The 21,573-nt window shown below is 64.1% G+C and carries 18 protein-coding genes and 1 pseudogene; 5 read left to right on the forward strand and 14 right to left on the reverse strand.

What is annotated here, in order from left to right:
* Positions 1 to 12: 12 nt before the first annotated feature.
* The 7 genes from B4M43_RS18245 to B4M43_RS18275 form a co-directional block, all read right to left on the reverse strand.
* Positions 13 to 639 carry a response regulator transcription factor gene (locus B4M43_RS18245; protein ID WP_296268860.1) on the reverse strand — a complete coding sequence of 209 codons (627 nt, stop codon included), beginning with the start codon at positions 637 to 639 and terminating at the stop codon, positions 13 to 15.
* A 29-nt stretch (positions 640 to 668) separates the two neighbouring features.
* On the reverse strand, positions 669 to 1,406 hold the full coding sequence (locus B4M43_RS18250; RefSeq protein WP_296268861.1) for a molecular chaperone: 738 nt from the start codon (positions 1,404 to 1,406) through the stop codon (positions 669 to 671).
* 110 nt (positions 1,407 to 1,516) lie between these two features.
* Positions 1,517 to 2,728 (reverse strand): hypothetical protein, encoded by a 1,212-nt coding sequence (locus tag B4M43_RS18255; RefSeq protein ID WP_296268862.1) that lies wholly within the window; start codon positions 2,726 to 2,728, stop codon positions 1,517 to 1,519.
* A 57-nt stretch (positions 2,729 to 2,785) separates the two neighbouring features.
* A complete protein-coding gene (locus tag B4M43_RS18260; protein WP_296268863.1) occupies positions 2,786 to 5,290 on the reverse strand; it encodes a CS1-pili formation C-terminal domain-containing protein in 2,505 nt (834 codons plus the stop codon).
* Between the two features lie 95 nt (positions 5,291 to 5,385).
* Entirely contained in the window at positions 5,386 to 5,865 is a 480-nt protein-coding gene (locus B4M43_RS18265; RefSeq protein ID WP_296268864.1) for a CS1 type fimbrial major subunit, read from the reverse strand.
* Positions 5,866 to 6,086: 221 nt separating this feature from the next.
* Positions 6,087 to 7,751 carry a cation acetate symporter gene (locus B4M43_RS18270; protein WP_296268865.1) on the reverse strand — a complete coding sequence of 555 codons (1,665 nt, stop codon included), beginning with the start codon at positions 7,749 to 7,751 and terminating at the stop codon, positions 6,087 to 6,089.
* Positions 7,748 to 8,059, reverse strand: coding sequence for a DUF485 domain-containing protein (locus tag B4M43_RS18275; RefSeq protein ID WP_296268866.1), 312 nt, complete (start codon positions 8,057 to 8,059; stop codon positions 7,748 to 7,750). Before B4M43_RS18275 ends, B4M43_RS18270 begins: the two co-directional genes overlap by 4 nt.
* 288 nt (positions 8,060 to 8,347) lie before the next feature.
* Between B4M43_RS18275 and B4M43_RS18280 the strand changes: the two genes are divergently transcribed.
* Positions 8,348 to 11,824 carry a hybrid sensor histidine kinase/response regulator gene (locus B4M43_RS18280; RefSeq protein ID WP_296268867.1) on the forward strand — a complete coding sequence of 1,159 codons (3,477 nt, stop codon included), beginning with the start codon at positions 8,348 to 8,350 and terminating at the stop codon, positions 11,822 to 11,824.
* Here B4M43_RS18280 and rmuC read toward each other — a convergent pair.
* Together rmuC and B4M43_RS18290 are read right to left on the reverse strand one after the other, a co-directional pair.
* Positions 11,796 to 13,163 carry a DNA recombination protein RmuC gene (gene rmuC / locus B4M43_RS18285; RefSeq protein WP_296269030.1) on the reverse strand — a complete coding sequence of 456 codons (1,368 nt, stop codon included), beginning with the start codon at positions 13,161 to 13,163 and terminating at the stop codon, positions 11,796 to 11,798. The two genes, B4M43_RS18280 and rmuC, sit on opposite strands and share 29 nt — an antisense overlap.
* Before the next feature lie 197 nt (positions 13,164 to 13,360).
* A pseudogene (locus tag B4M43_RS18290) lies at positions 13,361 to 13,681 on the reverse strand (sel1 repeat family protein); the annotation flags it as partial.
* 947 nt (positions 13,682 to 14,628) lie between these two features.
* Here B4M43_RS18290 and B4M43_RS18295 point away from each other — a divergent pair.
* The 3 genes from B4M43_RS18295 (at position 14,629) to B4M43_RS18305 (ending at position 16,994) form a co-directional block, all read left to right on the forward strand.
* Positions 14,629 to 14,850, forward strand: coding sequence for a hypothetical protein (locus B4M43_RS18295; RefSeq protein WP_296268868.1), 222 nt, complete (start codon positions 14,629 to 14,631; stop codon positions 14,848 to 14,850).
* A 248-nt stretch (positions 14,851 to 15,098) separates the two neighbouring features.
* A complete protein-coding gene (locus tag B4M43_RS18300; protein ID WP_296268869.1) occupies positions 15,099 to 15,581 on the forward strand; it encodes a hypothetical protein in 483 nt (160 codons plus the stop codon).
* Between the two features lie 147 nt (positions 15,582 to 15,728).
* Positions 15,729 to 16,994, forward strand: a complete 1,266-nt coding sequence (locus tag B4M43_RS18305; protein WP_296268870.1) for an OmpP1/FadL family transporter — start codon at positions 15,729 to 15,731, stop codon at positions 16,992 to 16,994.
* Between the two features lie 42 nt (positions 16,995 to 17,036).
* Here B4M43_RS18305 and B4M43_RS18310 read toward each other — a convergent pair whose 3' ends face one another.
* Complete coding sequence (locus B4M43_RS18310; RefSeq protein ID WP_296268871.1) at positions 17,037 to 17,981, reverse strand: LysR family transcriptional regulator; 945 nt, start codon at positions 17,979 to 17,981, stop codon at positions 17,037 to 17,039.
* A 116-nt stretch (positions 17,982 to 18,097) separates the two neighbouring features.
* Between B4M43_RS18310 and B4M43_RS18315 the strand changes: the two genes are divergently transcribed.
* A complete protein-coding gene (locus tag B4M43_RS18315; protein WP_296268872.1) occupies positions 18,098 to 18,355 on the forward strand; it encodes a DUF2798 domain-containing protein in 258 nt (85 codons plus the stop codon).
* Positions 18,356 to 18,403: 48 nt separating this feature from the next.
* On the opposite strand, the gene B4M43_RS18320 is transcribed toward B4M43_RS18315, so the two are convergent.
* From B4M43_RS18320 to B4M43_RS18335, 4 genes are all read right to left on the reverse strand, one after another.
* Complete coding sequence (locus B4M43_RS18320) at positions 18,404 to 18,958, reverse strand: glutathione peroxidase (protein ID WP_296268873.1); 555 nt, start codon at positions 18,956 to 18,958, stop codon at positions 18,404 to 18,406.
* 41 nt (positions 18,959 to 18,999) lie between these two features.
* Positions 19,000 to 19,122: a hypothetical protein gene (locus B4M43_RS18325; protein ID WP_296268874.1), complete on the reverse strand. Its 123-nt coding sequence runs from the start codon at positions 19,120 to 19,122 to the stop codon at positions 19,000 to 19,002.
* Complete coding sequence (locus tag B4M43_RS18330) at positions 19,119 to 20,318, reverse strand: MFS transporter (protein WP_296268875.1); 1,200 nt, start codon at positions 20,316 to 20,318, stop codon at positions 19,119 to 19,121. The genes B4M43_RS18325 and B4M43_RS18330 overlap by 4 nt, the downstream gene beginning before the upstream one ends.
* Positions 20,319 to 20,407: 89 nt before the next feature.
* Complete coding sequence (locus B4M43_RS18335; RefSeq protein WP_349681659.1) at positions 20,408 to 21,520, reverse strand: glycoside hydrolase family 5 protein; 1,113 nt, start codon at positions 21,518 to 21,520, stop codon at positions 20,408 to 20,410.
* Positions 21,521 to 21,573: the final 53 nt, after the last annotated feature.

Genomic DNA, 21,573 nt, shown 5'->3' on the forward strand with positions numbered 1-21,573 from the left:
GGTCTGCGTCGATCACACGATTCCGTTACGCCTGGCCAGGTCGGCCAGGTCGATCAGGGTGTTCACGCCCAGTTTCTGCAACAGGCGTGCCTTGTAGGTACTGACGGTCTTGTTGCTCAGCAACATCAGTTCACCGATAAGCTTGTTGCTCAAACCCCGCGCCAGGTATTGCAGGATCACCATCTCGCGGTCGCTGAGGTTGGCCAGGCAGTGGGCCTCGGGGGCCCGCATGTCCTGGCGGCGCACCGAACTGAACAGCACGTCGGGGAAATAGGTGTAGCCCGAGCGGATCGCCAACACCGCCTTGCCCAGCTCGGTCAGGTCGTCGCTCTTGCACACGAAGCCCACCGCGCCGCCCTTCATGCAGCGCAGCGAAAAGGTATCGGGCAGGTGCGAGGTGAGCACCAGTACCTTCGGCGGCGTGTCCAGCGCCCTGATGCGTTGCAGCACCTGCATGCCATCAAGGCCGGGCAAGGCGATGTCGAGCACCACCAGGTCAGGCCGGTGCTCTTTGATCAGGTGTAGGGCATCCACACCGTTGTCGGCCTCGCCTACCACCTGCACCTGCTCATGGCTGAGCTGCAGGCGGACGCTGGCACGAATGAAGGGGTGATCGTCGACCACCAGGGCTTTGTACATGTCCATGCTCCACTACCAGTTGCCTAGGCTCAGCTGTCGAAGGCCAAGTCCTGGGTCTTGTCGCCTTCCTGCAATTGCAGTTTGTAGGTGCGTCCAGGCTGAGCGGGCAACTCGCGCTCGCGCCCGGGCAGCAGGTGCAGCTTGGTCGGGGTCGCGCAGGTTAATCCCGTGGGCGCGCAGTGGCGCACATGGTCGAGCACCACGGTGGCGTTACCCCGGTTGTGCATGTGCAAACGCCCTTGGCGCATCTGTACGAGGGTGTCGTAATGGCTACGCTCGGGACGCACGAACAGCAGCGTGCCGTAGCCCGCCAACAGCTGCACCCCGGCCTTGAGCGTGTCGCCATAGGCCTTGGCTTCGGCCTCGCTGAGGGCGAAACCGTCGCCCTGCTCGGGCAGCACCGGAATGAAGCGCAAACGGAAATAGCGCTCGCGGTCGCGGTCGCTGCGGTACAACACACGCATCGCCTGCATGCCGCGGGCCGGCACGATCAGCCGCGCAGGGCTGACGATCAGGCCACGCTCGCTCAACGCCATGCCTTCGAGGTCGACCTCGCGCGGTTTGCCCTGGGCATCGTAAACCAGCTCTATCACGCTGACTTTGACGAAGGCTGTGGTGTCGCCGCCGTTGCGGATGCGCTTGAGCAGCGTGCTGGAGCCCGGCTCCAAATAGTCGTAAAGCGTGCCGACATTGAGTTCCGGCGCAGCGTGCGCCGGCCAGGCCACCGCCAATGCGGCCAGCCATATCAAGCACTTACCCAGAGCCATGGGCCCTCCTCATTGATAGCGAAAGAACATCACCGGCGCATTGTTGCGAAGGTGTGCCGGAATGGATGCCGGAAAAGTCTCAAAGAAAAAGAGAAATTTCTGATGGCGATTTATAGATCCGCGTCGAATACCACGGTCACTTCGCCCCCATAGGTACTGCCGGGGTCACGCACCATTTCCTCGACTCCCGAGCGGTCCACTTCGAAATGCAATTGGCTGCGTTCGTCGCTGAGCGCCGTCGACTGTTCGATGCGCAAGGGCGAAGCCGGACCGAAGGGGATCGGCGCCCTGTCGACGGGTGCGTTGCCCGTGCTGGCCCCGCGCGGCAAGCTCAACGTAACCAGCACCGGTACTTGCCGACCTTGGGCGTTGCGGATGGCGCAGGCATCGCCCGCCCGATGTTCGCAGCGTCTGAACACGCTAAACGGGCCGGTGGACCAGAGAAAGAACGGTAAGTCGCGGTGCACCTTGGGCGGTAGGCCGCGCCCGGCCATCCATCCCTGCCAACCGCCTGGCGGCTCCAGCACGGCATGCTCGAAGCCCGGCGGAAAACGGATGTCCAGGGCATGCTCGACGCTCAACTCGAAGTTCACGGTCAGGCTGTTGGCGTTGAGGTTCTTGACGTTGTTGCCTAGGTCGATGTCCATGCCCGGGCCGATCAGGTACGTCACGCTGCCCCGGTAAAAGCCTTGGCGCATGCGGTTGGGGTTGGGCAGGTACAGGTTGTAGCCCACGGAGAACGAATCAATCACGCTCTCGAAGCGCTCGCCCGGCGCAGATTCCGAAGAGTCCGAATAGCAGGGCGTTGGGGTGGCGGGCTTGCTGATCCACCAGGCGTAGTAGCCATAGCGGGGAACGCTCGGATCGCCGGGGTCTTCGTCCCAACTGCTGGTCAGCGCGGTACAGCCACCGCGTACCTCGCCGCCCATGGTCGGTGGCGGGCTGCTCGAATAGCTCCACATGTTCTGGCTGACGCTGCCGAACGTCAGGTCGAGGGTGTGGCTCTCCCCCCGATTGTTGGTCACGGTGACCTTGCGGTTGCCGGGCATGCTGATGTAGAAGCGATCGCGCACGTCCGGAGCGTACGCCACGCTGACCTTGCTGTAGGTGATCGGCAGGCCGACGGTGGTATGGCCATCGCAGAAATCGGGCAGACCGTTGCACCAGCCCGAGGGCGGTGTGGTGTTTTCGAATTCGCGGTCGGTGCCACCCACGTAACGCGCGGTGAAAGTGATGTCCGCCGCCTGGGCAGCGCCGCTGCCGGCCGACAGCAGCAGACACAGGGTCGCCAGGTAACGGCCGAAGGGTCGTTGTTCACGCATTGCAATGCTCCACAAGGGATTGGGCCTGGCCGATGGCACAGCGCCGGCCAGGCGCTATCAACTGTCGCCGGGCGCCACCGCGCCCTGCGCCGACAGCAGCGGGCCGGGTACGCAGGCCAGGTCGCCAGCCAGCACGATCTGCTGTTCGCGGGTGTAGCGTTCGAGGTCCAGGTCCAATTGGCACAACGAGCGGTCACGCTGGCGCACTTCCAGCGACGGCGCGGACTGGCTCATCTGCACCGTGAACCAACCGTCCGCCTCGCTGATGCTGCGGCTGGCATGGTTGATCACCGAGACGCCTGCCAAGCCTTTACCCTGGGTATCCACCAGGCGCCCGAGCACGGTCACGGTGCGTAGTACACGCACCTGCTTGAAGCCCACCGCACCGCGGTTGAGGTGGTAGTCGACGGTGTTCGGCTGGATCACTGCCACCGGGTCGTCGTCGCCGGTGAAGTCGAACTGCACGTTGCCGGCCTTGTAGGCCGACACCGGCACCAGGTTGCGCCCGGGGCGCAGCCGCGTGCTCGGGCCTTGGGTATCGTAGGCGCGCAGTTCCAGGTCCGGCAGGTCGGTGTCGACGTCGACGATCAGGCCGGCGTCCTGGGGAATGATCTGCCCGCTCAAGGCCATCGCGCCGCCGCCCACCGCCACCAGGCTCTGCAGGTTGAAGCCGCCGCTGAACTGGCCGCTGTAGGACGAGCGCTGGGCGAAGGCATCGCCATACAGGTACTGGTTGTGGAACTGCAGATTGCCCACCAGACCTGTGCCGTAACGGTCGAAGCTGGCGGTGCCGGACACCGTGTGCAAGGCGCCCAGTTCGACTTTCTGCTGGTAGGTCAAGGCGGCGTTCTGGTCGCGGCCGCCGTCGCGCGACGTGCGGCTGCCCAGGGTGGCGCCGATGCGCCGGCCCGGCTCGCCCAGGCTCATGCTCACGCTCAGGTTGACGCCACGGTCACGGGTGTCGCCGGTGCTCAGGGTGCCGGGCCGGTCGAACAGCGAGATGCGCCAGTTGGCGTCCGAGCCCAGCAACTTGCCATAGAACGCCCAGCCCAGGTCGATACCCAGCCCTGCGGAGGCGCCGCTGCTGTGGGCCAGCCGCAGGGTGGCGGTGCTGCGGTTGCTCAGGCGCTGGTTCCACGACAGCGAGGCTTGGCTCACGTCGCCTCGCTCGAAGGACGACGTCCGGCGACCCCGCTCGGCCAGCACGCGGCTGCGGCTGTAGCTGGCGACCAACGAGCCGAACTCATGGTCATGGATCAGTTGCAGGTCGTAACCGCTGCCCTGTCCGGAGGTCTGGTACAGGCTGCCGTAGAGTTTCAACCGTTCGCGGATATCCCAGTCGAGCGAGGTGCCGTATTGCTGGGCCTGGTCGACCTGCTGCGCGGACAGGCCCAGCACGGCGGTGGGGTGCAGCAGGTAGTTGGTCAGCACGCCGGCGCTCAGGCGCGCGCCCTGGTCGTCGTCCCAGTTGCTCAGCAGCGTGGAGCGCTGCCCCAGGTACAGGTTGTAGCGCCAGCGGCTGTCGAGGTTGCGCCAGGTGCTGGGCTTGTAGACGAATGCCTGGGTGCGCGAGGTTTCCTGACCGTCTTCGATCAGGCGCACCTCGATCTCGTAGATGCCGGGCGGCAGCACGCGGGTGTCGAGGGTTTGCAGGCCCGGCTGTACGGCCTGGCTGTTGATCAGCACGCCGTTGCGGTACAGCTCGACGATGCCCGGTCGGTTGGGCGTGACGTAGATCGGCGTGGTGCTGGGCTGGCCGGCATCGATCAGCAGGCTGTCGCTGCTGCCCAGCATCACGCCCAACGTGGTTTGCGGGCTGTTGCCGTACAGCCTGGGTTGGCGAGTCAGGCCTTGGGCATCGGGGGTGAAGTAGCCCAGGCGGTAGAAGCGGTCGTCGACGACGCGCTCGGCGTACAGCTGGTCGAGGCGATGGCGAGTGCCTTGCCGATACTCGCTGCTGCGGTCCACCTGCGCCTGGGCCAGGGTGCTCCAGGCACCGAGGCTGCCCTGCCCCTGTAATGCGTAACGGCCAGTGGTGCCGTTGCCGCCGTCGACCAGGTTGAGCTGGTTGCGCAGCAAGAGGCCGTAGCTGCCGTCTTCGGGCAGGGCGTGATAGCGCGGGGCCTCGCCCTGTTGTTCGGCGTTTTCGGTGAGCAGGGACAGTTGCGAGTTGACCAGGCTGTAATGGATGGCCTTGAGCTTATCCGGGCAGTCCTGGCGGCAGTCGCCCAAAGGCCGACCGGCGCTCAAGCGCTGCAGCCAGCGACGGCGTACCGCAGCCGGTTCCTGGCTCTCCCGTACGTCGGTGAATTCCAGCAGTTGCACCCGGTCGTCGCGCGACAGCACCACCATGGCATCGCCCAGGTAGCGGCCGTCCAGATCGACCCTGACCGCCAGCGGCACTTCGAAAAAATGCGCTTCGAAGCCGCTGGGCAGCCCTTGGGCCGGCACCAGGTCGCCGAGTACGTCGGCGCTGGCTTGGCTATAGCTCAGCCAAGCGCCAAGGCACAGGCAAGCGCGTAGCGCGCCGTGCCGAGAACGGTAGAGAGAAAGTCTGGCCATCTGGCTGTCCGTTGGCAGTGCCGCCCCCTGCGCGCGAACGAACGCGAAGCAAGGGCCGGCAGTGACGGATTGAAGGGAATCTGAAGCGAGCGTGCTCAGGGCGCGGCGGTTTCGAACACCATGCTGACCAAGCCTTGGTAGTCGCCCGGCACGAAGCTGCCGGTAGACGGCGTCACGGCGGCGACCTGGAAGCCGACGGTCGTGCCGGCGTTGGCTTGGGCGGCAGGCACCACAGTGACGGGCGTGGTGCTCAGCGACGTACCGGCGACCTTGACGTCCAGGCCGATGGCCTCGGCACCGCTGGAAATGATCGCGGGCGAGACCAGGTAGGCCGAGATGTCGCCCACGGTGCTCTTGACCTGCAACTGCTTGTCTATAGTGCCGAACGCGCCTTGGAACGAGTTCCACGGCAGCTCCTGCGGATCGTTCATCCAGCCGCCGCCGACCGGCTCGACATAGAACGCGGCCGTCGGAACGGTGGCGATGACCTGCACTTGCTTCTCGATGGGATCGGCGGCCAGCGCGGCGGTCGCACTGAGCAAGGCCAGGGGAAGGGCCAGAAGGATGCGTTTCACGAATTCAATCTCCTTGAAAGGGCCTGCAAACACAGTGCAGGCAGAACGTCAGCCCGGCGGAATGCCGTCGACACAAGGATTATTCGTAAAAGGTTGTAGGCACGAACCCAGACCCTTCCCAAGGACGTGAGGAAATTTCCCAAGGCTGCTGCTTAGGCAAACCCCGGACGCAAAAACGCCCCGCGAGCGGGGCGTCAAGCATTACGCAGGGTCAATGCCGGTCAGTGAGACACCGCGCCACTGGCGCCAAGGCCGGTCTGCGAGCGTACGAACTGCGGGAAGAACAGCGCACGTTCCTTTTCCGCCGCCGCGGACTTGTCGGTGATCGAGAAGAACCAGATACCGACGAAGGCGATGACCATGGAGAACAGCGCCGGGTACTCGTACGGATAGATGGCCTTTTCATGCCCCAGGATCTGCACCCAGATGGTTGGGCCGAGCACCATCAGGCCCACGGCGCTGATCAGCCCCAGCCAGCCGCCGATCATGGCACCGCGTGTAGTCAGTTTCTGCCAGTACATCGAAAGCAGCAGCACCGGGAAGTTGCAGCTGGCGGCGATGGAGAAGGCCAGGCCCACCATGAAGGCAATGTTCTGGTTCTCGAACAGGATGCCCAGGCCGATGGCCAGGATGCCTAAGGCTACGGTGGTGATCTTCGAGACGCGGATTTCATCCTTGTCGTTGACCTTGCCCTTGCGCCACACGCTGGCGTACAGGTCGTGGGACACCGCCGAAGCACCGGCCAGGGTCAGGCCCGCCACCACGGCAAGGATAGTGGCGAAGGCCACCGCCGAGATGAAGCCCAGGAAGATGCTGCCGCCCACGGCATCGGCCAGGTGCACCGCCGCCATGTTGTTGCCGCCGAGCAAGGCGCCTGCGGCGTCCTTGAAGGCCGGATTGGTGCTCACCAGCAGGATCGCGCCGAAGCCGATGATGAAGGTCAGGATGTAGAAGTAGCCGATGAAGCCGGTGGCGTACAGCACGCTCTTGCGCGCTTCCTTGGCGTCGGACACGGTGAAGAAGCGCATCAGGATGTGCGGCAGGCCGGCGGTGCCGAACATCAGCGCCAGGCCCAGGGAGAAGGCCGAGATCGGATCCTTGACCAGGCCGCCCGGGCTCATGATCGCCTCGCCTTTGGCGTGCACCTTGATCGCTTCGGAGAACAGCGTGTTGAAATCGAAGCCCACGTGCTTCATCACCATCAGCGCCATGAAGCTTGCGCCCGAGAGCAGCAGCACGGCTTTGATGATCTGCACCCAAGTGGTGGCCAGCATGCCGCCGAACAAGACGTACAGGCACATGAGGATGCCGACCAGAATCACCGCGACGTGGTAGTCCAGGCCGAACAGCAGCTGGATCAGCTTGCCGGCGCCGACCATCTGCGCGATCAGGTAGAAGGCCACCACCACCAGCGAGCCGGAGGCCGACAGGGTGCGGATCTGCTTCTGCCCCAGGCGGTAGGAGGCCACGTCCGCGAAGGTGTATTTGCCCAGGTTGCGCAGGCGCTCGGCGATCAGGAAGAGAATGATCGGCCAGCCGACCAGGAAGCCGATGGAGTAGATCAGGCCGTCGTAGCCGGAAGTATACACCAGCGCGGAAATCCCCAGGAAGGAGGCGGCCGACATGAAGTCGCCGGCGATCGCCAGGCCGTTCTGGAAGCCCGTGATGCGCCCGCCTGCGGCGTAGTAGTCGGCGGCGGAGCGGTTGCGCTTCGAGGCCCAGTAGGTGATCCCCAGGGTGAACAGCACGAAGGCCAGGAACATGGCGATGGCCGAGACGTTCAGCGGCTGCTTGTGCACTTCGCCGGTCAGGGCGTCGGCGGCGAAGGTGAGCGGGGCCAGGGTGGTGCCGGCCAGGGCGATCAGCGACGTGGAGAGGCGCATCATGGCTGCACCTCCTTGAGTACGGCTTGGTTCAACGCGTCGAACTCGCCGTTGGCGCGGCGTACGTAGATGGCCGTGAGGATGAAGGCGGCGACGATCAACCCGACCCCCAGCGGGATGCCCCAGGTGGTCGAGGAGCCGGGGCTGAGTTTGGCGCCGAGCAACTGCGGGCCATAGGCGATGAGCAGGATGAAGGCCGAATACAGCCCGAGCATGATGCCCGACAGGATCCAGGCGAAGCGCTCGCGCTTGCGCACCAGCTCCTTGAAACGCGGACTGTTCTGTATCGATAGATAAATGCTGTCGTTCATTGTTTTTGTCCTAGCAGCACAGATTAGGGAATACCCGTGTCAACTTTAGGCGCAGCGGTAAAGCCAACCAGACGACCTTAGTCTTAGATGCAACAGTGTCTTACGCCCTGCGTAACAAACCTGAACATGAGCGATGCCTCTCCCCCGAGCATGCACCGGTTTGTGGAAGTGGCCCTTACCCCTGTGGAAGCCTCGGCTACAGACCTTCGTCGAACCTGACGCGCATGCCCCCGACGTGCCAGACTCGCGCCTTCCGAACCGACCGTTCCACTGCCCTGCGGAGTTTTCATGTCGTTGTCCAGCGGGCTGATCGCCGTCGTCGCCCTCGCCTACATGGCCATCATGTTCGCCATCGCCTTCTACGGCGACCGGCGCAGCACCCCCCTGCCCCCGCGCCTGCGCGCCTGGGTCTACAGCCTGTCGCTGGCGGTGTACTGCACCAGTTGGACCTTCTTCGGCGCCGTCGGCCAGGCCGCCGAGCAGCTGTGGGCGTTCCTGCCGATCTACCTGGGGCCGATCCTGTTGCTGATCGGCGCGCCCTGGGTGGTGCAGAAGATGGTGCTGATCAGCAAACAGGAAAACATCACCTCCATCGCCGACTTCATCGCCGCCCGCTACGGCAAGTCGCAGAGCCTGGCCGTGGTGGTGGCGCTGATCTGCCTGGTCGGCGTGTTGCCCTACATCGCTTTGCAGCTCAAGGGCATCGTGCTCGGCGTGAACCTGCTGATCGGTGCCAGCGCCGACGCCACCGGCACGCGGGTGCAGGACACCGCCATGGTGGTGTCGCTGGTATTGGCGCTGTTCGCCATCGTCTTCGGCACGCGCAGCCTGGACGTCACCGAGCACCACCGCGGCATGGTCCTGGCCATCGCCTTCGAGTCGCTGGTCAAGCTGCTGGCGTTTCTTGCGGTCGGTGTGTTCGTCGTGTTCAACCTGTACGACGGCTTCGACGACCTGCTCGGCCAGGCGCGCCAGTCGCTGCACCTGGAGCACTACTGGCAGGAAACCATCAATTGGCCGTCGATGGTGGTGCAGACCTGCGTGGCGATGATGGCGATCATCTGCCTGCCGCGGCAGTTCCACGTCACCGTGGTGGAGAACATCGACCCGCAGGACGTGCGCATGGCGCGCTGGGTGTTCCCGCTGTACCTGGCGCTGGCCGCGCTGTTCGTGGTGCCCATTGCCCTGGCCGGGCAGATGCTGTTGCCCGGTACGGTGATGTCCGACTCGTTCGTGATAAGCCTGCCGTTGGCCGAGGCGCACCCGAGCCTGGCCCTGCTGGCCTTCATCGGCGGCGCCTCGGCGGCCACCGGGATGGTCATCGTCGAGGCCGTGGCGCTGTCGACCATGGTCTCCAACGACATGCTGCTGCCCTGGCTGCTGCGCCGCAACAACGCCGAGCGCCCGTTCGAGGTGTTCCGCCACTGGATGCTCTCGGTGCGCCGCGTGACCATCGTGGTGATCCTGCTGCTGGCCTACGTCAGCTACCGCCTGCTGGGCTCTACGGCGAGCCTGGCGACCATCGGCCAGATCGCCTTCGCCGCCGTCACCCAGTTGGCCCCGGCCATGCTCGGCGCGCTGTATTGGAAACAGGCCAACCGCCGCGGCGTGTTCGCCGGGCTCGCGGCCGGCACCTTCCTCTGGTTCTACACCCTGGTGCTGCCGATCGCCGCCCACAGCCTGGGCTGGTCGCTGGCGCTGTTCCCAGGGTTGGAATGGCTGCACGGCAACCCGCTGAACCTGCCGATCAGCCCGCTGACCCAGGGCGTGGTGCTGTCGCTGGCCGGCAACTTCACCCTGTTCGCCTGGGTCTCGGTGCTGTCGCGCACGCGCGTGTCGGAACACTGGCAGGCCGGGCGTTTCATCGGCCAGCAGAGCAGCGCCCGCCCCGGCCACCGCTCCCTGCTGGCGGTGCAGATCGACGACTTGCTCAACCTGGCAGCACGCTTCGTCGGCGAGGAACGCGCACGGCAGAGCTTCGAGCGCTTCGCCGCCTTGCAGGGCAAGAGCTTCAACCCCAGCCAGAACGCCGATGGCGACTGGATCGAGCACACCGAGCGCTTGCTGGCCGGGGTGCTCGGCACCTCTTCGACCCGCGCCGTGGTCAAGGCCGCCATCGAGGGCCGCGACATGCAGCTCGAAGACGTGGTGCGCATCGCCGACGAAGCTTCGGAGGTATTGCAGTTCAACCGCGCGCTGCTGCAAGGGGCGATCGAGAACATCAATCAGGGCATCAGCGTGGTGGACCAGAACCTGCACCTGGTGGCCTGGAACCGCCGCTACCTGGAACTGTTCAACTACCCCGAAGGCTTGATCGGCGTCGGCCGGCCGATCGCCGACATCATCCGCTACAACGCCGAACGCGGTCTGTGCGGGCCGGGCGAGGCCCAGGTGCACGTGGCGCGCCGCCTGCACTGGATGCGCCAAGGCCGGGCGCACACCTCCGAGCGGCTGTTCCCCAACGGTCGGGTGATCGAACTGATCGGCAACCCGATGCCTGGCGGCGGCTTCGTCATGAGCTTCACCGACATCACGCCGTTCCGCGATGCCGAGCAGGCGCTCAAGGATGCCAACGAAAGCCTCGAGCAACGGGTCGCCGAGCGTACCCATGAGCTGTCGCAACTGAACCAGGCGCTGTCCGAGGCCAAGAGCCATGCCGAAGCGGTCAGTCAATCGAAGACACGTTTCCTGGCGGCGGTCAGCCACGACCTGATGCAGCCGCTCAATGCCGCGCGGCTGTTCTCCGCCGCCCTGTCGCAGCAGGACGACGGCATGACCGACGATGCGCGGCAACTGGTGCGGCACCTGGACAGTTCGCTGCGCTCGGCCGAGGAACTGATCAGCGACCTGCTGGACATCTCGCGCCTGGAAAACCGCAAGATCACCCCCGATGTGAAGCCGTTCGCCCTGGGCGAGCTGTTCGACACGCTGGGCGCCGAGTTCAAGGTGCTGGCGGCGGAGAAACAGCTGGCGTTCCGCCTGCGTGGTAGCCGCCTGCGGGTGGCCAGCGACATCAAGCTGCTGCGTCGGGTGCTGCAGAACTTCCTGACCAACGCCCTGCGCTATGGTCGGGGCCCGATCCTGCTAGGCACGCGGCGCGAGGGCGAGCTGCTGTGGCTGGAGGTGTGGGACCGCGGTCCGGGCATCGCCGACGACAAGCTGCAGGTGATCTTCGAGGAATTCAAGCGCCTGGACAGCCACCAGACCCGTGCCGAGAAAGGGCTGGGGCTGGGCCTGGCCATCGCCGACGGCCTGTGCCGGGTGCTTGGCCACCCCTTGCAGGTGCGCTCGTGGCCAGGCAAAGGCAGCGTGTTCCGTGTCGGCGTACCGATCTCCCGCGCGCCCGCCGCTATCGCCGCGCCCGTGCCGGAGCAGACGGGTCAGCCGTTGGCCGGCTTGCAGGTGCTGTGCGTGGACAACGAAGACAGCATCCTGGTGGGCATGACCAGCCTGCTGGGGCGCTGGGGCTGCCAGGTGTGGACCGCCAGCAACCGCACGCAGTGCCAGGCGCTGCTGGAGAGCGGCCTGCGCCCACACCTGGCGCTGGTGGACTACCACTTGGACGAGGGCGAGACCGGCACGCAGTTGATGGCCTGGTTACGCACGCGGCTCGGCGAGCCGGTGCCGGGGGTGGTGATCAGTGCCGATGGGCGCAGCGAAACCATTGCCCAGGTACATGCCGCAGGCCTGGACTTTCTCTCCAAACCGGTCAAGCCCGCTGCGTTGCGCGCCTTGCTCAACCGTCATCTGAGCCTGGTGCACTGACCTCCTGGGTCAAGGCGCGCTCCAGCAGGTCGGCCGGTAGGCTCTTGCTGGCGCGCGCGCCGAGCAGCTTGAGTTGCTCGCTGCGGCTGATCAGGTTGCCGCGTCCTTCGCACAGTTTGTTGCGCGCCGCCGCATAGGCTTTGTCGACCTGTTGCAGGCGATTGCCGAGTTCGTCCAGGTCCTGGATGAACAACACGAACTTGTCGTATAGCCAACCGGCGCGCTCGGCGATCTCGCGGGCGTTCTGGCTCTGCCGTTCCTGCTTCCACAGGCTGTCGATCACCCGGAGCGTGGCCAGCAGCGTGGTCGGGCTGACGATCACGATCTGCTTGTCGAAGGCTTCCTGGAACAGGTTCGGTTCGGCCTGCAAGGCCGCCGAGAAAGCTGCCTCGATGGGCACGAAGAGCAGCACGAAGTCGAGGCTGTGCAGTCCTTCCAGACGGTTGTAATCCTTGCCGGAAAGGCCTTTGACGTGGCTGCGCAACGACTGCACGTGCTGCTTCAACGCCGCCTGGCCGCGGCTATTGTCCGACTCGCTGACGTACTGCTGGTAGGCGGTCAGGCTGACCTTGGCGTCGACGATCACCTGCTTGTTGCCTGGCATCATGATCAGCACGTCGGGCTGGAAGCGCTCGCCGTCGGCGCTCTTCAAGCTGACCTGGGTCTGGTATTCGCGGCCCTTTTCCAGACCTGCGTGTTCCAGCACCCGCTCCAGGATCAGCTCGCCCCAGTTGCCCTGGGTTTTCTGGCCCTTGAGGGCCTGGGTCAGGTTGGTGGCTTCGTCCGACAGACGCTGGTTGAGCTGTTGCAGACGCTCCAGCTCCTTGCCCAGCGAGAAACGTTCGCGGGCTTCTTGCTGATAGCTTTCCTCCACGCGCTTTTCGAACGCCTGGATGCGTTCCTTGAGTGGGTCGAGCAACTGGCCCAGGTGCTGCTGGCTGGTCTGGGCGAAGCGCTGCTCGCGCTCGTCGAAGATCTTGGTGGCCATTTCGGCGAACTGCGCGCGCAGGGTATCGCGGGCCTGCTGCAGGTCCTCCAAACGTTGCTGATGGTTCTCCTGTTGTTCGCGCAGCTCGGCTTCCAGGCGTGCGGCCTGGGCTTCCAGGCGGCGCAGTTCGGTTTCGCGGTTGCTGCGTTCCAAGTGCCAGGCGTGGGCGGCGTCACGGGCGTTGTCCCGCTCGATCTGCAGCAGTTCCACCTCGCGCTGCTGGGCGGCCAGGTTGGCCTGCTTGAGCGCGTTGGCTTCGCTGAGGTCGCTGATTTCGTCGCGGGTGGCGTCCAACTGGGCCTGCAAGCCCTCCTGGGCCAGTTGCGCGTTGCCCAGACGCTCTTCGGCCATGGCTTTGTCGCCCTGAGCTGTAGTGAGTCGCCGCTGGATCTGTAGCGCCCAACCCAGGCACGGCACGGCGGCCACGATGAAGCCCAGCAGAATGCTGGTAAGGTCCACGGCCATGGGGGCTCCCAATGCTTGCCAGAGAAAAGCCGCCAGCTTATCAGCTCGGCTGGATACGGGCCTTCATGCGCGTGGCTTCAGCCGTTCTGGTTGAGTCGGGCGTAGGCCTGCTGGGCCTGCGCATCGCCGGCACGCGCCGCCTGGCGCAGAAGCTCATGGCCGATACGACGGTCGCGGGGGTGGCCGCAATCACGGCACAGGAGTTGCCCCAGACGGCTTTGCGCCGCCACGATCCCTTGGCGGGCGGGCTGTTTGAGCAGGCGGCCGGCAAAGTGCTTGATGGGTTGTTTGTCACCCAGGCGGGGGCTGTCGAGCAGCCACAATGCCACCTTCAGAGACAAACGCTTGGGCTTTGGCAGCGCTTGGGAAGCGACGCTGGAAACGAATTTTTCGCGAAACATCATGGGCGCACAGCAACAGCGATTTGGAAAAGCGCGCCACTCTACTCTTTTTTGCGAGCGATGGCTCGAACGCGTTCGAGAAGGTCTGGAAAAAATTTGATGATCATTTCTTGACGGTTTTGCTTCCAATGTCAGTTCCGCAGAGGGGCCGCGTGATGGATGCAAGGTCGACGACCCTTGGCAAGGTGCCCGTGCTAGAGCAAGCGCCGCCGACAATCCACAGAAGCTGTGGATAACTCGGTGGACAACCCCCCTCATCGGCCTGCAAACCCTTATAGAATGGGGCCTGCAGTCAAACTGACGATTTTTTCACCAGTCAAAAATAGTGTTTTTTTTCATTGACTTAAGCAAGCAGTCAAGGCATTGGCGATCGACAATCACCTGCGTGGCTGTGGGAAACCGTTTGCGTGGCCCGTGTGTACAAGTGCTGCGTCGCCATAATGTTCGCGCAGCAACAGCGGGTTGGCCTGGGTTGCAGGCAGGTTGCGGACGGCTGGTCAGGCCTTGTGTTTGCAGGCATAATGGCCGGCTTACCCAACGGCTAGCAAATAATGCTTGCACATCCACTTTCGTTGGGCTAAGGTTCGTCCCGTTAGTACCCAAGCAGAACGTCAATTCCAATCGTCCCGTCCTTGCGATCTCGTCTTCACGTCCGAAGCCTCGCTGAAACCAGGACCGACGCACTCGATGATTCCCCTCACAGCCCATCGCTGATGCAGCGCGAATCACCTGATGATTGATCGGGATCTTCACCAGTGGCCTGAACCTATGCCCTGGCTCGTTGCCCACCTCCCCAAGTACCTACCAGCCAGCCCAGCGCACCACTTATCAGCGCCTTGCTGACTGCTATTTGTTCCAGCCAGGTTTTTCGCCGTTTAATAATGGCGTCACTGGAACGTTTCTATAGTGCACGGATCGAATCCCGTGTCTTGAGCAGGAACCTCAAAAAAATGACAACTCATCATATCCAATCTGCCTTCGGAACCCTTTCCCAGGCCTTCGCACCGCTGACTTGCTTGATCGTCGCACCACGCAAGGAAAGCTTCAGTTTCACCCTCGTCGACGAGAACGGCATCGCTTGCCATAGCGAACGCTTGTACGTCGAGCAGTACAGCACAGCAGCACCGCTGCAAGCGGTCATCGACCGCACTCGCCAATCGCTCACTGCGTGATTGGCGAATACCTGGCCATTCAAACCATGAATGCCAGCCTTATATAACTGCCTGACACCCTTCCGGCTAATCGCCACCCGGCATATCGACCGGGCCGTCAGGCAGTAATCGATTTAAAAACAGCCCTTTACCTCATGATTCTCACACTACACTTCAATTCGAGTGGCGCTTGCCGCTTCCGACGGGCCTGATCCTCCCCTGCTGCCAAGCTCCAGCGCCCGTCGGCCCTTACTCGTTGCGAGGGCATCATGGGTATCGCTGCCAAGGAATTGAGCCAGTACGTCATCCGCCCCACCCTGGTCTATCTCGATCGGCATTGCGCCAGTGCCGAGGCGCTGCTGTTGGGCGTGGCGGCTAGCCAATCCTCCTTGGGCGCGGCATTGCATGATCGTCGTGGGCATGGCCTTTACCGTATCGACGAAAGCCGCCATAACCTTTTATGGGATAACTTCCTCGCACGCGATCCGGATATGGCCAGCCGGGTGCGCGGGCTGGCCAGTCAGCATGCCTTTTTAGGCGGCCCGCACCTGGAGTTGACGGTCAACCTGCGCTACGCCACGGCCATCGCCTGGCTGTTGATCGAACGACAGGCCACTGCATTGCCGGCCGCAGACGACATCATGGGCTTGGCACGCATTTGGCGACAAATTTTTAGCCCCCATGGCCGGCTCCGGGATTTCCGAATTGCCTGGGAAAACTGCGTTAATCCCGCTTTTTCGCCCGCTATTTAAGAAGCGTCCTACAAACCCACAGGAAAAAGGAAGATTCTGGTCGGATTGTCCTACAAAGACGCACGATTAGCCCCGATAACACAGCTAGCGCGGCGTAGTTTTTGTTGGTAGCGTTTCGCCCCGGAGATCCCAAGGAGTTTTCTAATAATGAAAAAAGTAATGCTCAAAACCTCCCTCAGCATGGCCGTTGCCCTCGCATCGACCCAGCTGTTCGCCGCCGGCTTCGCGCTCAACGAGCAAAGCGTCAGTGGCATGGGGACGGGTTTCGCGGGTCGTTCTTCCGCTGCCGATGACGCCAGCACCGTGTACGGCAACCCTGCCGGCATGTCGCGGCTCAAGCGTCAGCAAGTCACCGTCGGCGGTGCGGCGGTCATCGCCAAAACCGATATCTCTGGGCCAGGCAGCAACCTCGGTGGGGAAACCGATGGGGACATGGTTCCACTGGTCGGCGTACCGATGGGTTACTACGTCAAACCACTCGACGACAACTGGAGCGTAGGCTTCGGCGTCTACGTGCCCTTCGGCCTGGTCACCGACTACGGTAGCGACGATGCCGCGCGCTACTGGGGCAAGAAAAGCCACGTCGAAGTCATCACCTTCCAGCCTACCGTCAGCTACGCCTTCAACGACAAGGTATCGATCGGCATCGGCCCCACCTTCAACCGTATCCGTGGCGAGCTGGGCTCGAACCTGATCAACCCGGCGAGCCCAGGGCGCAACGACGGCGAAGTGAAGATCAAAGGCGACGATACGGCCGTGGGCTACAACGTCGGCCTGCTGGTTCAGGCCACCGACCGCACCCGCGTCGGCCTGACGTACCACTCCATGGTCGATTACGAGCTCGAAGGCAAGACACGCGTCAATTCCACCCAGCTCGGGCGCCTCAGCGGCAGCAAGTTCGACGCCTCGCTGAAAATCAAGACGCCCGAGTCGGTCGACCTGTCGGTTACCCACGAGCTGGACGATCAGTGGACTGTGTACGCCGGCAGCACCTGGACACGCTGGAGCCGCCTGAAAGACATCACCGTCGACAACGAGGTGCCAAGGCCTCTGGTCGGTTCGGCCTTCCAGACCATCAAGGAAGAGCAGAACTGGCATGACACCTGGGCCCATGCCGTCGGTGCGTCCTACAAGGTCAACAAGCAGTGGACCCTGCGCACCGGCTTCTCCGTGGACCAGTCGCCGACCAACAACCACGACCGTTCGCCACGCATCCCCACCGGCGACCGCCGGATCTTCAGCCTGGGTGCCGGCTACAGCCCAACCGACGACATGACCATCGACGTGGCCTACTCCTACCTGTGGGAAGAAGACACCAAGGTCAACCAGGCCAGCGCCACCAAGGGCAGGTACCAGGCCAAGTACGAGAACAGCGCGCACGGCTTGGGCGCTTCGCTCACCTACCGCTTCTGATTCACGCTCAATGCAACATCGAGCCGCCTTCGGGCGGCTTTTTCATGCCTGGATCGGCCATCTTGGGGCCAGGTGCCGCTGCAGGTACTCCAGCAACAGCCTGACCTTCTGGGTCATGGCGCTGCGGTCGGCAACGCACAGGTAGATATCCATCGGTTCGGTTTGCGCATACGCCTGATCGGATTGCTGCTGGTGGGGCTGCTTGGGTTCGAACAGCGGGACCAGGCGTCCGGCTTCCAAGTGCGGCCGGGCGATGAAATCCGCCAGGCGCACGATGCCGCCGTCGTGCACGGCCATGTGCGCCAAGGCATCGATGTCGTCGCTGATCAGCACAGGGTCGAAATCGGCCTCCAACCGTAGCCCGTCGCGCACGAACCCCCAGCGCAGTAAGCGCCCGTCGACTGGATAGCGAAACGCCAGGCAACGATGCTCGCGCAGTGCTTCGGGCGTGGCGGGATAGCCGGCGGCGGCCAAATAGCCGGGTGATGCGCAACAGACGAAGGGAATGCGCACTATATGACGCGCCAGTAAATGACCGTCGAGTTGTGCGTCAATGCGTAGACTGACATCGACACCTTCGCGACCATGGTCGACTTTGCGGTCATTCGTCAGCAACTCTATCGAAAGCCGCGGGTAACGTTCGCTGAAGGCCGGGATCAGAGGCGCCAGTACATGCCTGCCGAACGCCGAGGTGGAAGCGATGCACAACCGTCCATGGGGCTCGCTGTCAGGCGTGTTCAGCGCTTCGCCGGCTTGGTCCAGCTCGCGTTCGACATGCCGCACTCGCTCGTAGTACAGCGCCCCAGCCGCGGTCAGGGCCATGCTGCGGGTGGTGCGAGACAGCAAGCGCGTCTGCAGGTGCCGCTCCAGGCGCGCCAGCGTCTGGCTCACCGCCGCCGGGCTGATGCCCAGGCTACGCGCGCCGCCGGCAAGGCTGCCGGCTTCCACGACTTTGATGAAACTGCGAATCGCATTGAGCAGGTCCACGGGCGCTCCCTCCCTGCATTCGTAAGTTTTCCTTTATAGAGAACTCATTCGTGCCGGTCTACTCGCCTCCTGCGACCCAAGGCTAATCTGCGGCTTCCCTACTTCAAGGAGGTTGCATGAACGCATTCCAACCTGCCCGCAGCCGCAAGCTGCGTCCGACCGCCACGCCCTATGTGTTCGCGCTCTATATGTCGGCGATCATGGCCCTATTGATGTGCTTCGTGATCACGGCAGCCACTGCCGGCATCGATGAGGCGTACCTAGGTAACGTCCTGAAGGCCTACCGACTGGCGATGCCGGTGGCCTTCGTCTGCGTGCTGTTCGTGCGCCCCCTCGTGCTGCGCCTGGTAGCGCTGACCGTGCATCCGCACTGATGCCCTACCCAACGCCGCACACGGCATCGGACCAAGACTTGCGCACGCTCAGGGCTTCGAAGCGATGGCCTTTTCGATGGCCGCTTTGAAGGCAGGGTCGTCGGGCTTGGTCAGGCTGGAAAACTGCTCGACCACCTGGCCTTTACGGTCCACCACGTACTTGTAGAAATTCCACTTGGGCGCCGCGCTTTGCCGGCCCAGCTCGGCGAACAGGGGAATGGCGTCGGCGCCGCGCACGGGTTGTTCCTTGCTCATGGTGAAGGTCACGCCGTAGTTGGCGTAGCATACCTTGGCCGTCTGGGCGCTGTCGGCGTCTTCCTGCTTGAAGTCGTTCGACGGCACGCCCAGCATTTCCAGACCTTGTCCGTGGTACCGCTGGTACACCGCTTCCAGCCCTTCGAACTGCGGAGCAAAGCCGCAGTAGCTGGCCGTATTGATCACCACCAAGGGCTTGCCGGCGTAGCGCTCGCACAAGTCGATCCGCCCCTTGCCGCGCAGCTCCGGCAAACTGCCTTGCAGCACGGCCGGGCACTCGGCGGCCCAGGCCGAGCCGGCAGCGGCCCAGGTCAGTAGGGGTATTGCCATCCATCGCGTCAGCTTCATGGGTATGTCCTAGCCAGTGATCGAAAGGCGCAGATTAGCGCTCAACACTGCCCCATGCCCAGTTGCATCAACGCCAACCCGCCTTGCCGCCAGCCCCACCACCCCAGCAGCAACAGCGCCACTACCACGCCCACACCGACGCCCGCTGCCCAAACAGGCCTCACGACGCCACCTGCAACCGCGCCACCGGCTGCTCGCGCACCGGCCAGTTCAGTGCTGCGGCCAACAGGCTGAGCAGGATCGACAGTTGCCAGACCAGGTCGTAGCTACCGGTACGGTCATACACCATGCCGCCCAACCAGCCCCCGAGGAAAGCGCCCAACTGATGCAACAGGAATACGATGCCGCCGAGCATCGACAGGTTGCGCACACCGAACAGCGTGGCGACCGTGCCATTGGTCAGCGGCACGGTGGACAGCCACAGCAGCCCCATGGCGACACCGAACGCATAGGCGCTGAACTCGCTGACCGGTGCCCACAGGAACAGCCCGATGACGCCCGCGCGCAATAGATACAGCGCCGTCAGCAGGCGCGGCTTGGACATGCGCCCGCCCAGCCAGCCGGCGCTATAGGTGCCGACGATGTTGAACAACCCCACCAGGGCCAACACCGTGGTGCCAATGGAAGCCGACAAGTGCTGATCGACCAGATACGAAGGCAGGTGCACGCCGATGAACACGACCTGGAACCCGCACACGAAAAAGCCCAGCCCCAACAGCCAGAACCCCGAATGCGAACAGGCCTCGCGCAGTGCCTGGCCCAGGGTCTGCTCAACGCCGGTATGGGGCAGCGGCCGATCGCGCAGCATGCCCACCAAGGGCACGATCAACGCCACCAATAAGCCGAGCGTGAGCAGCGCGGCCGACCAGCCCAGCCACTGAATCATTCCCAAGGTGCCTGGCAGCATGACGAACTGGCCGAACGAACCTGCCGCGCTGGCGATGCCCATGGCCATGCTGCGCTGCTCGACCGGCACCGCACGGCCGACTACGCCCAGAATCACCGAAAACGAGGTGCCGGACAGGCCGATGCCGATCAACAGCCCGGCACTGAGCGACAGCGACCAAGGCGAGTCGGCCAGGGCCATCAGCATCAACCCGATGCAATACAGCACACCACCGACCACCACCACACGCGCAGCGCCGAGCCGGTCGGCCAAGGCGCCAGCGAAGGGCTGCGCCAAACCCCAGACCAGGTTTTGCAGGGCGATGGCCAGGGCGAACACGCCCCTGCCCCAGCCGAAATCCGCGCTCATCGGCGCCAGGAACAGGCCGAAGCCGTGGCGTACGCCGAGCGACAAGGCAAGGATCAGCGCGGCGCCGAGCAGCACCCAGCCGCTGTTGCGCCAAAGGGCGTTCATTGTCGTTATCTCCTGACAGTGCAATGCCCCGCACTGTCTCACAGGCCGAAAGCGCTCGACAGTGCATGTCAGGAAAATGTGTCGAAATACTACTGCCGCAACCGGCGCAGGATCGGCTCGAAGGCCTCGGTGGCCTGACGCGGCAGCGGGTCGGGTTTGCCCTGCTCCATCGCCTGCCAATAGCGCCAAGGCACCTTGGCCTTGCCCAGTTCGTAGTCCATGCCGTCCCAGGCATCTTCGCGGAAGCTGTAGAACGCCCAGTGCAAGCGGTGATCGTCGAGTACGTCGAGCACATCTTCCAGGTACTGCACACACCCCGGCAGACGCCGCATGCAGCCGAACTCACCGACCACCAGGCGGTTGCGCGGCACGCCCACGGCATCGGCCCACTGGAGGGGTCGCTCGAGGTAGTCACGCACGCGCTTGGCGTCCCAACGTTGCCACTGACCGGCGAACGGTGCGCCGCCCGGGTAGGCATAGGGCTGCGCGCGCAGCAGATTGGGCGCGCTGGTCGCGGCGTACGGCTCGTACATATGCACGCTGTAGAGCGCCCGCGCATCCTCCAACGGCGCCGGCCAATAGCCGAAGGCATCGGCGGCGGCGTACCAACCGGCGTCGAGCATCACCGGGGTGTTGCCGTCGACTTCGCGGACCGCCGCCACCACTTGCCGGTAGAACGCCGGCAGGTCGCGCGGCCCGCCCCGTTGAGCGGCGTACCACTGGCGCATGGCCGCCACATCGGCGTGCTCGGGCAAACCCGCCCTCTTCTCCGGTGCCGGCTCGTTGATCAGGTTGTAGGCGGCCACGGCGGGATGGGCGTGCAGCGCGTTGGCCAGGTCGCGCCAGAAGGCTGCCGCCTGTGACCAATAGCGGCGGTGCTGCCAGAGCCGGTCGTCGAACGCGCCGCCGTTGTTCTGCGACCAGCGCATGCCAGGCAGTGACAAAGGCGCGATGACCACCTTGAGGCCGGCCTGGTGGGCGCGGTCGAGCACCTGCACCAGTTGGGCCAGGTCTGCCTCGACCAGCCCTTGGTAGTCGTCGGCATTGCCCAAGAGAAAATCGCGCTTGGCCGGCGCCCATTTGTCATAGGACAGGCGCACCCAGGTCGCGCCGTAGTCGGCCAGGGCGTCGAAGTAGGCTTGGTCTGGCGGTAGACGATTGAAGCTGTTGCCGCCCTTGCGGGGCTCATCCCAGAAATCGATCAGATCGGCAGCGCAGGCCGACCACGCTGCCAGGGCCAGCAGGCCGGCGAGTA

Source organism: Pseudomonas sp. UBA6562, from assembly GCF_002434265.1.
Taxonomy (GTDB): domain Bacteria; phylum Pseudomonadota; class Gammaproteobacteria; order Pseudomonadales; family Pseudomonadaceae; genus Aquipseudomonas.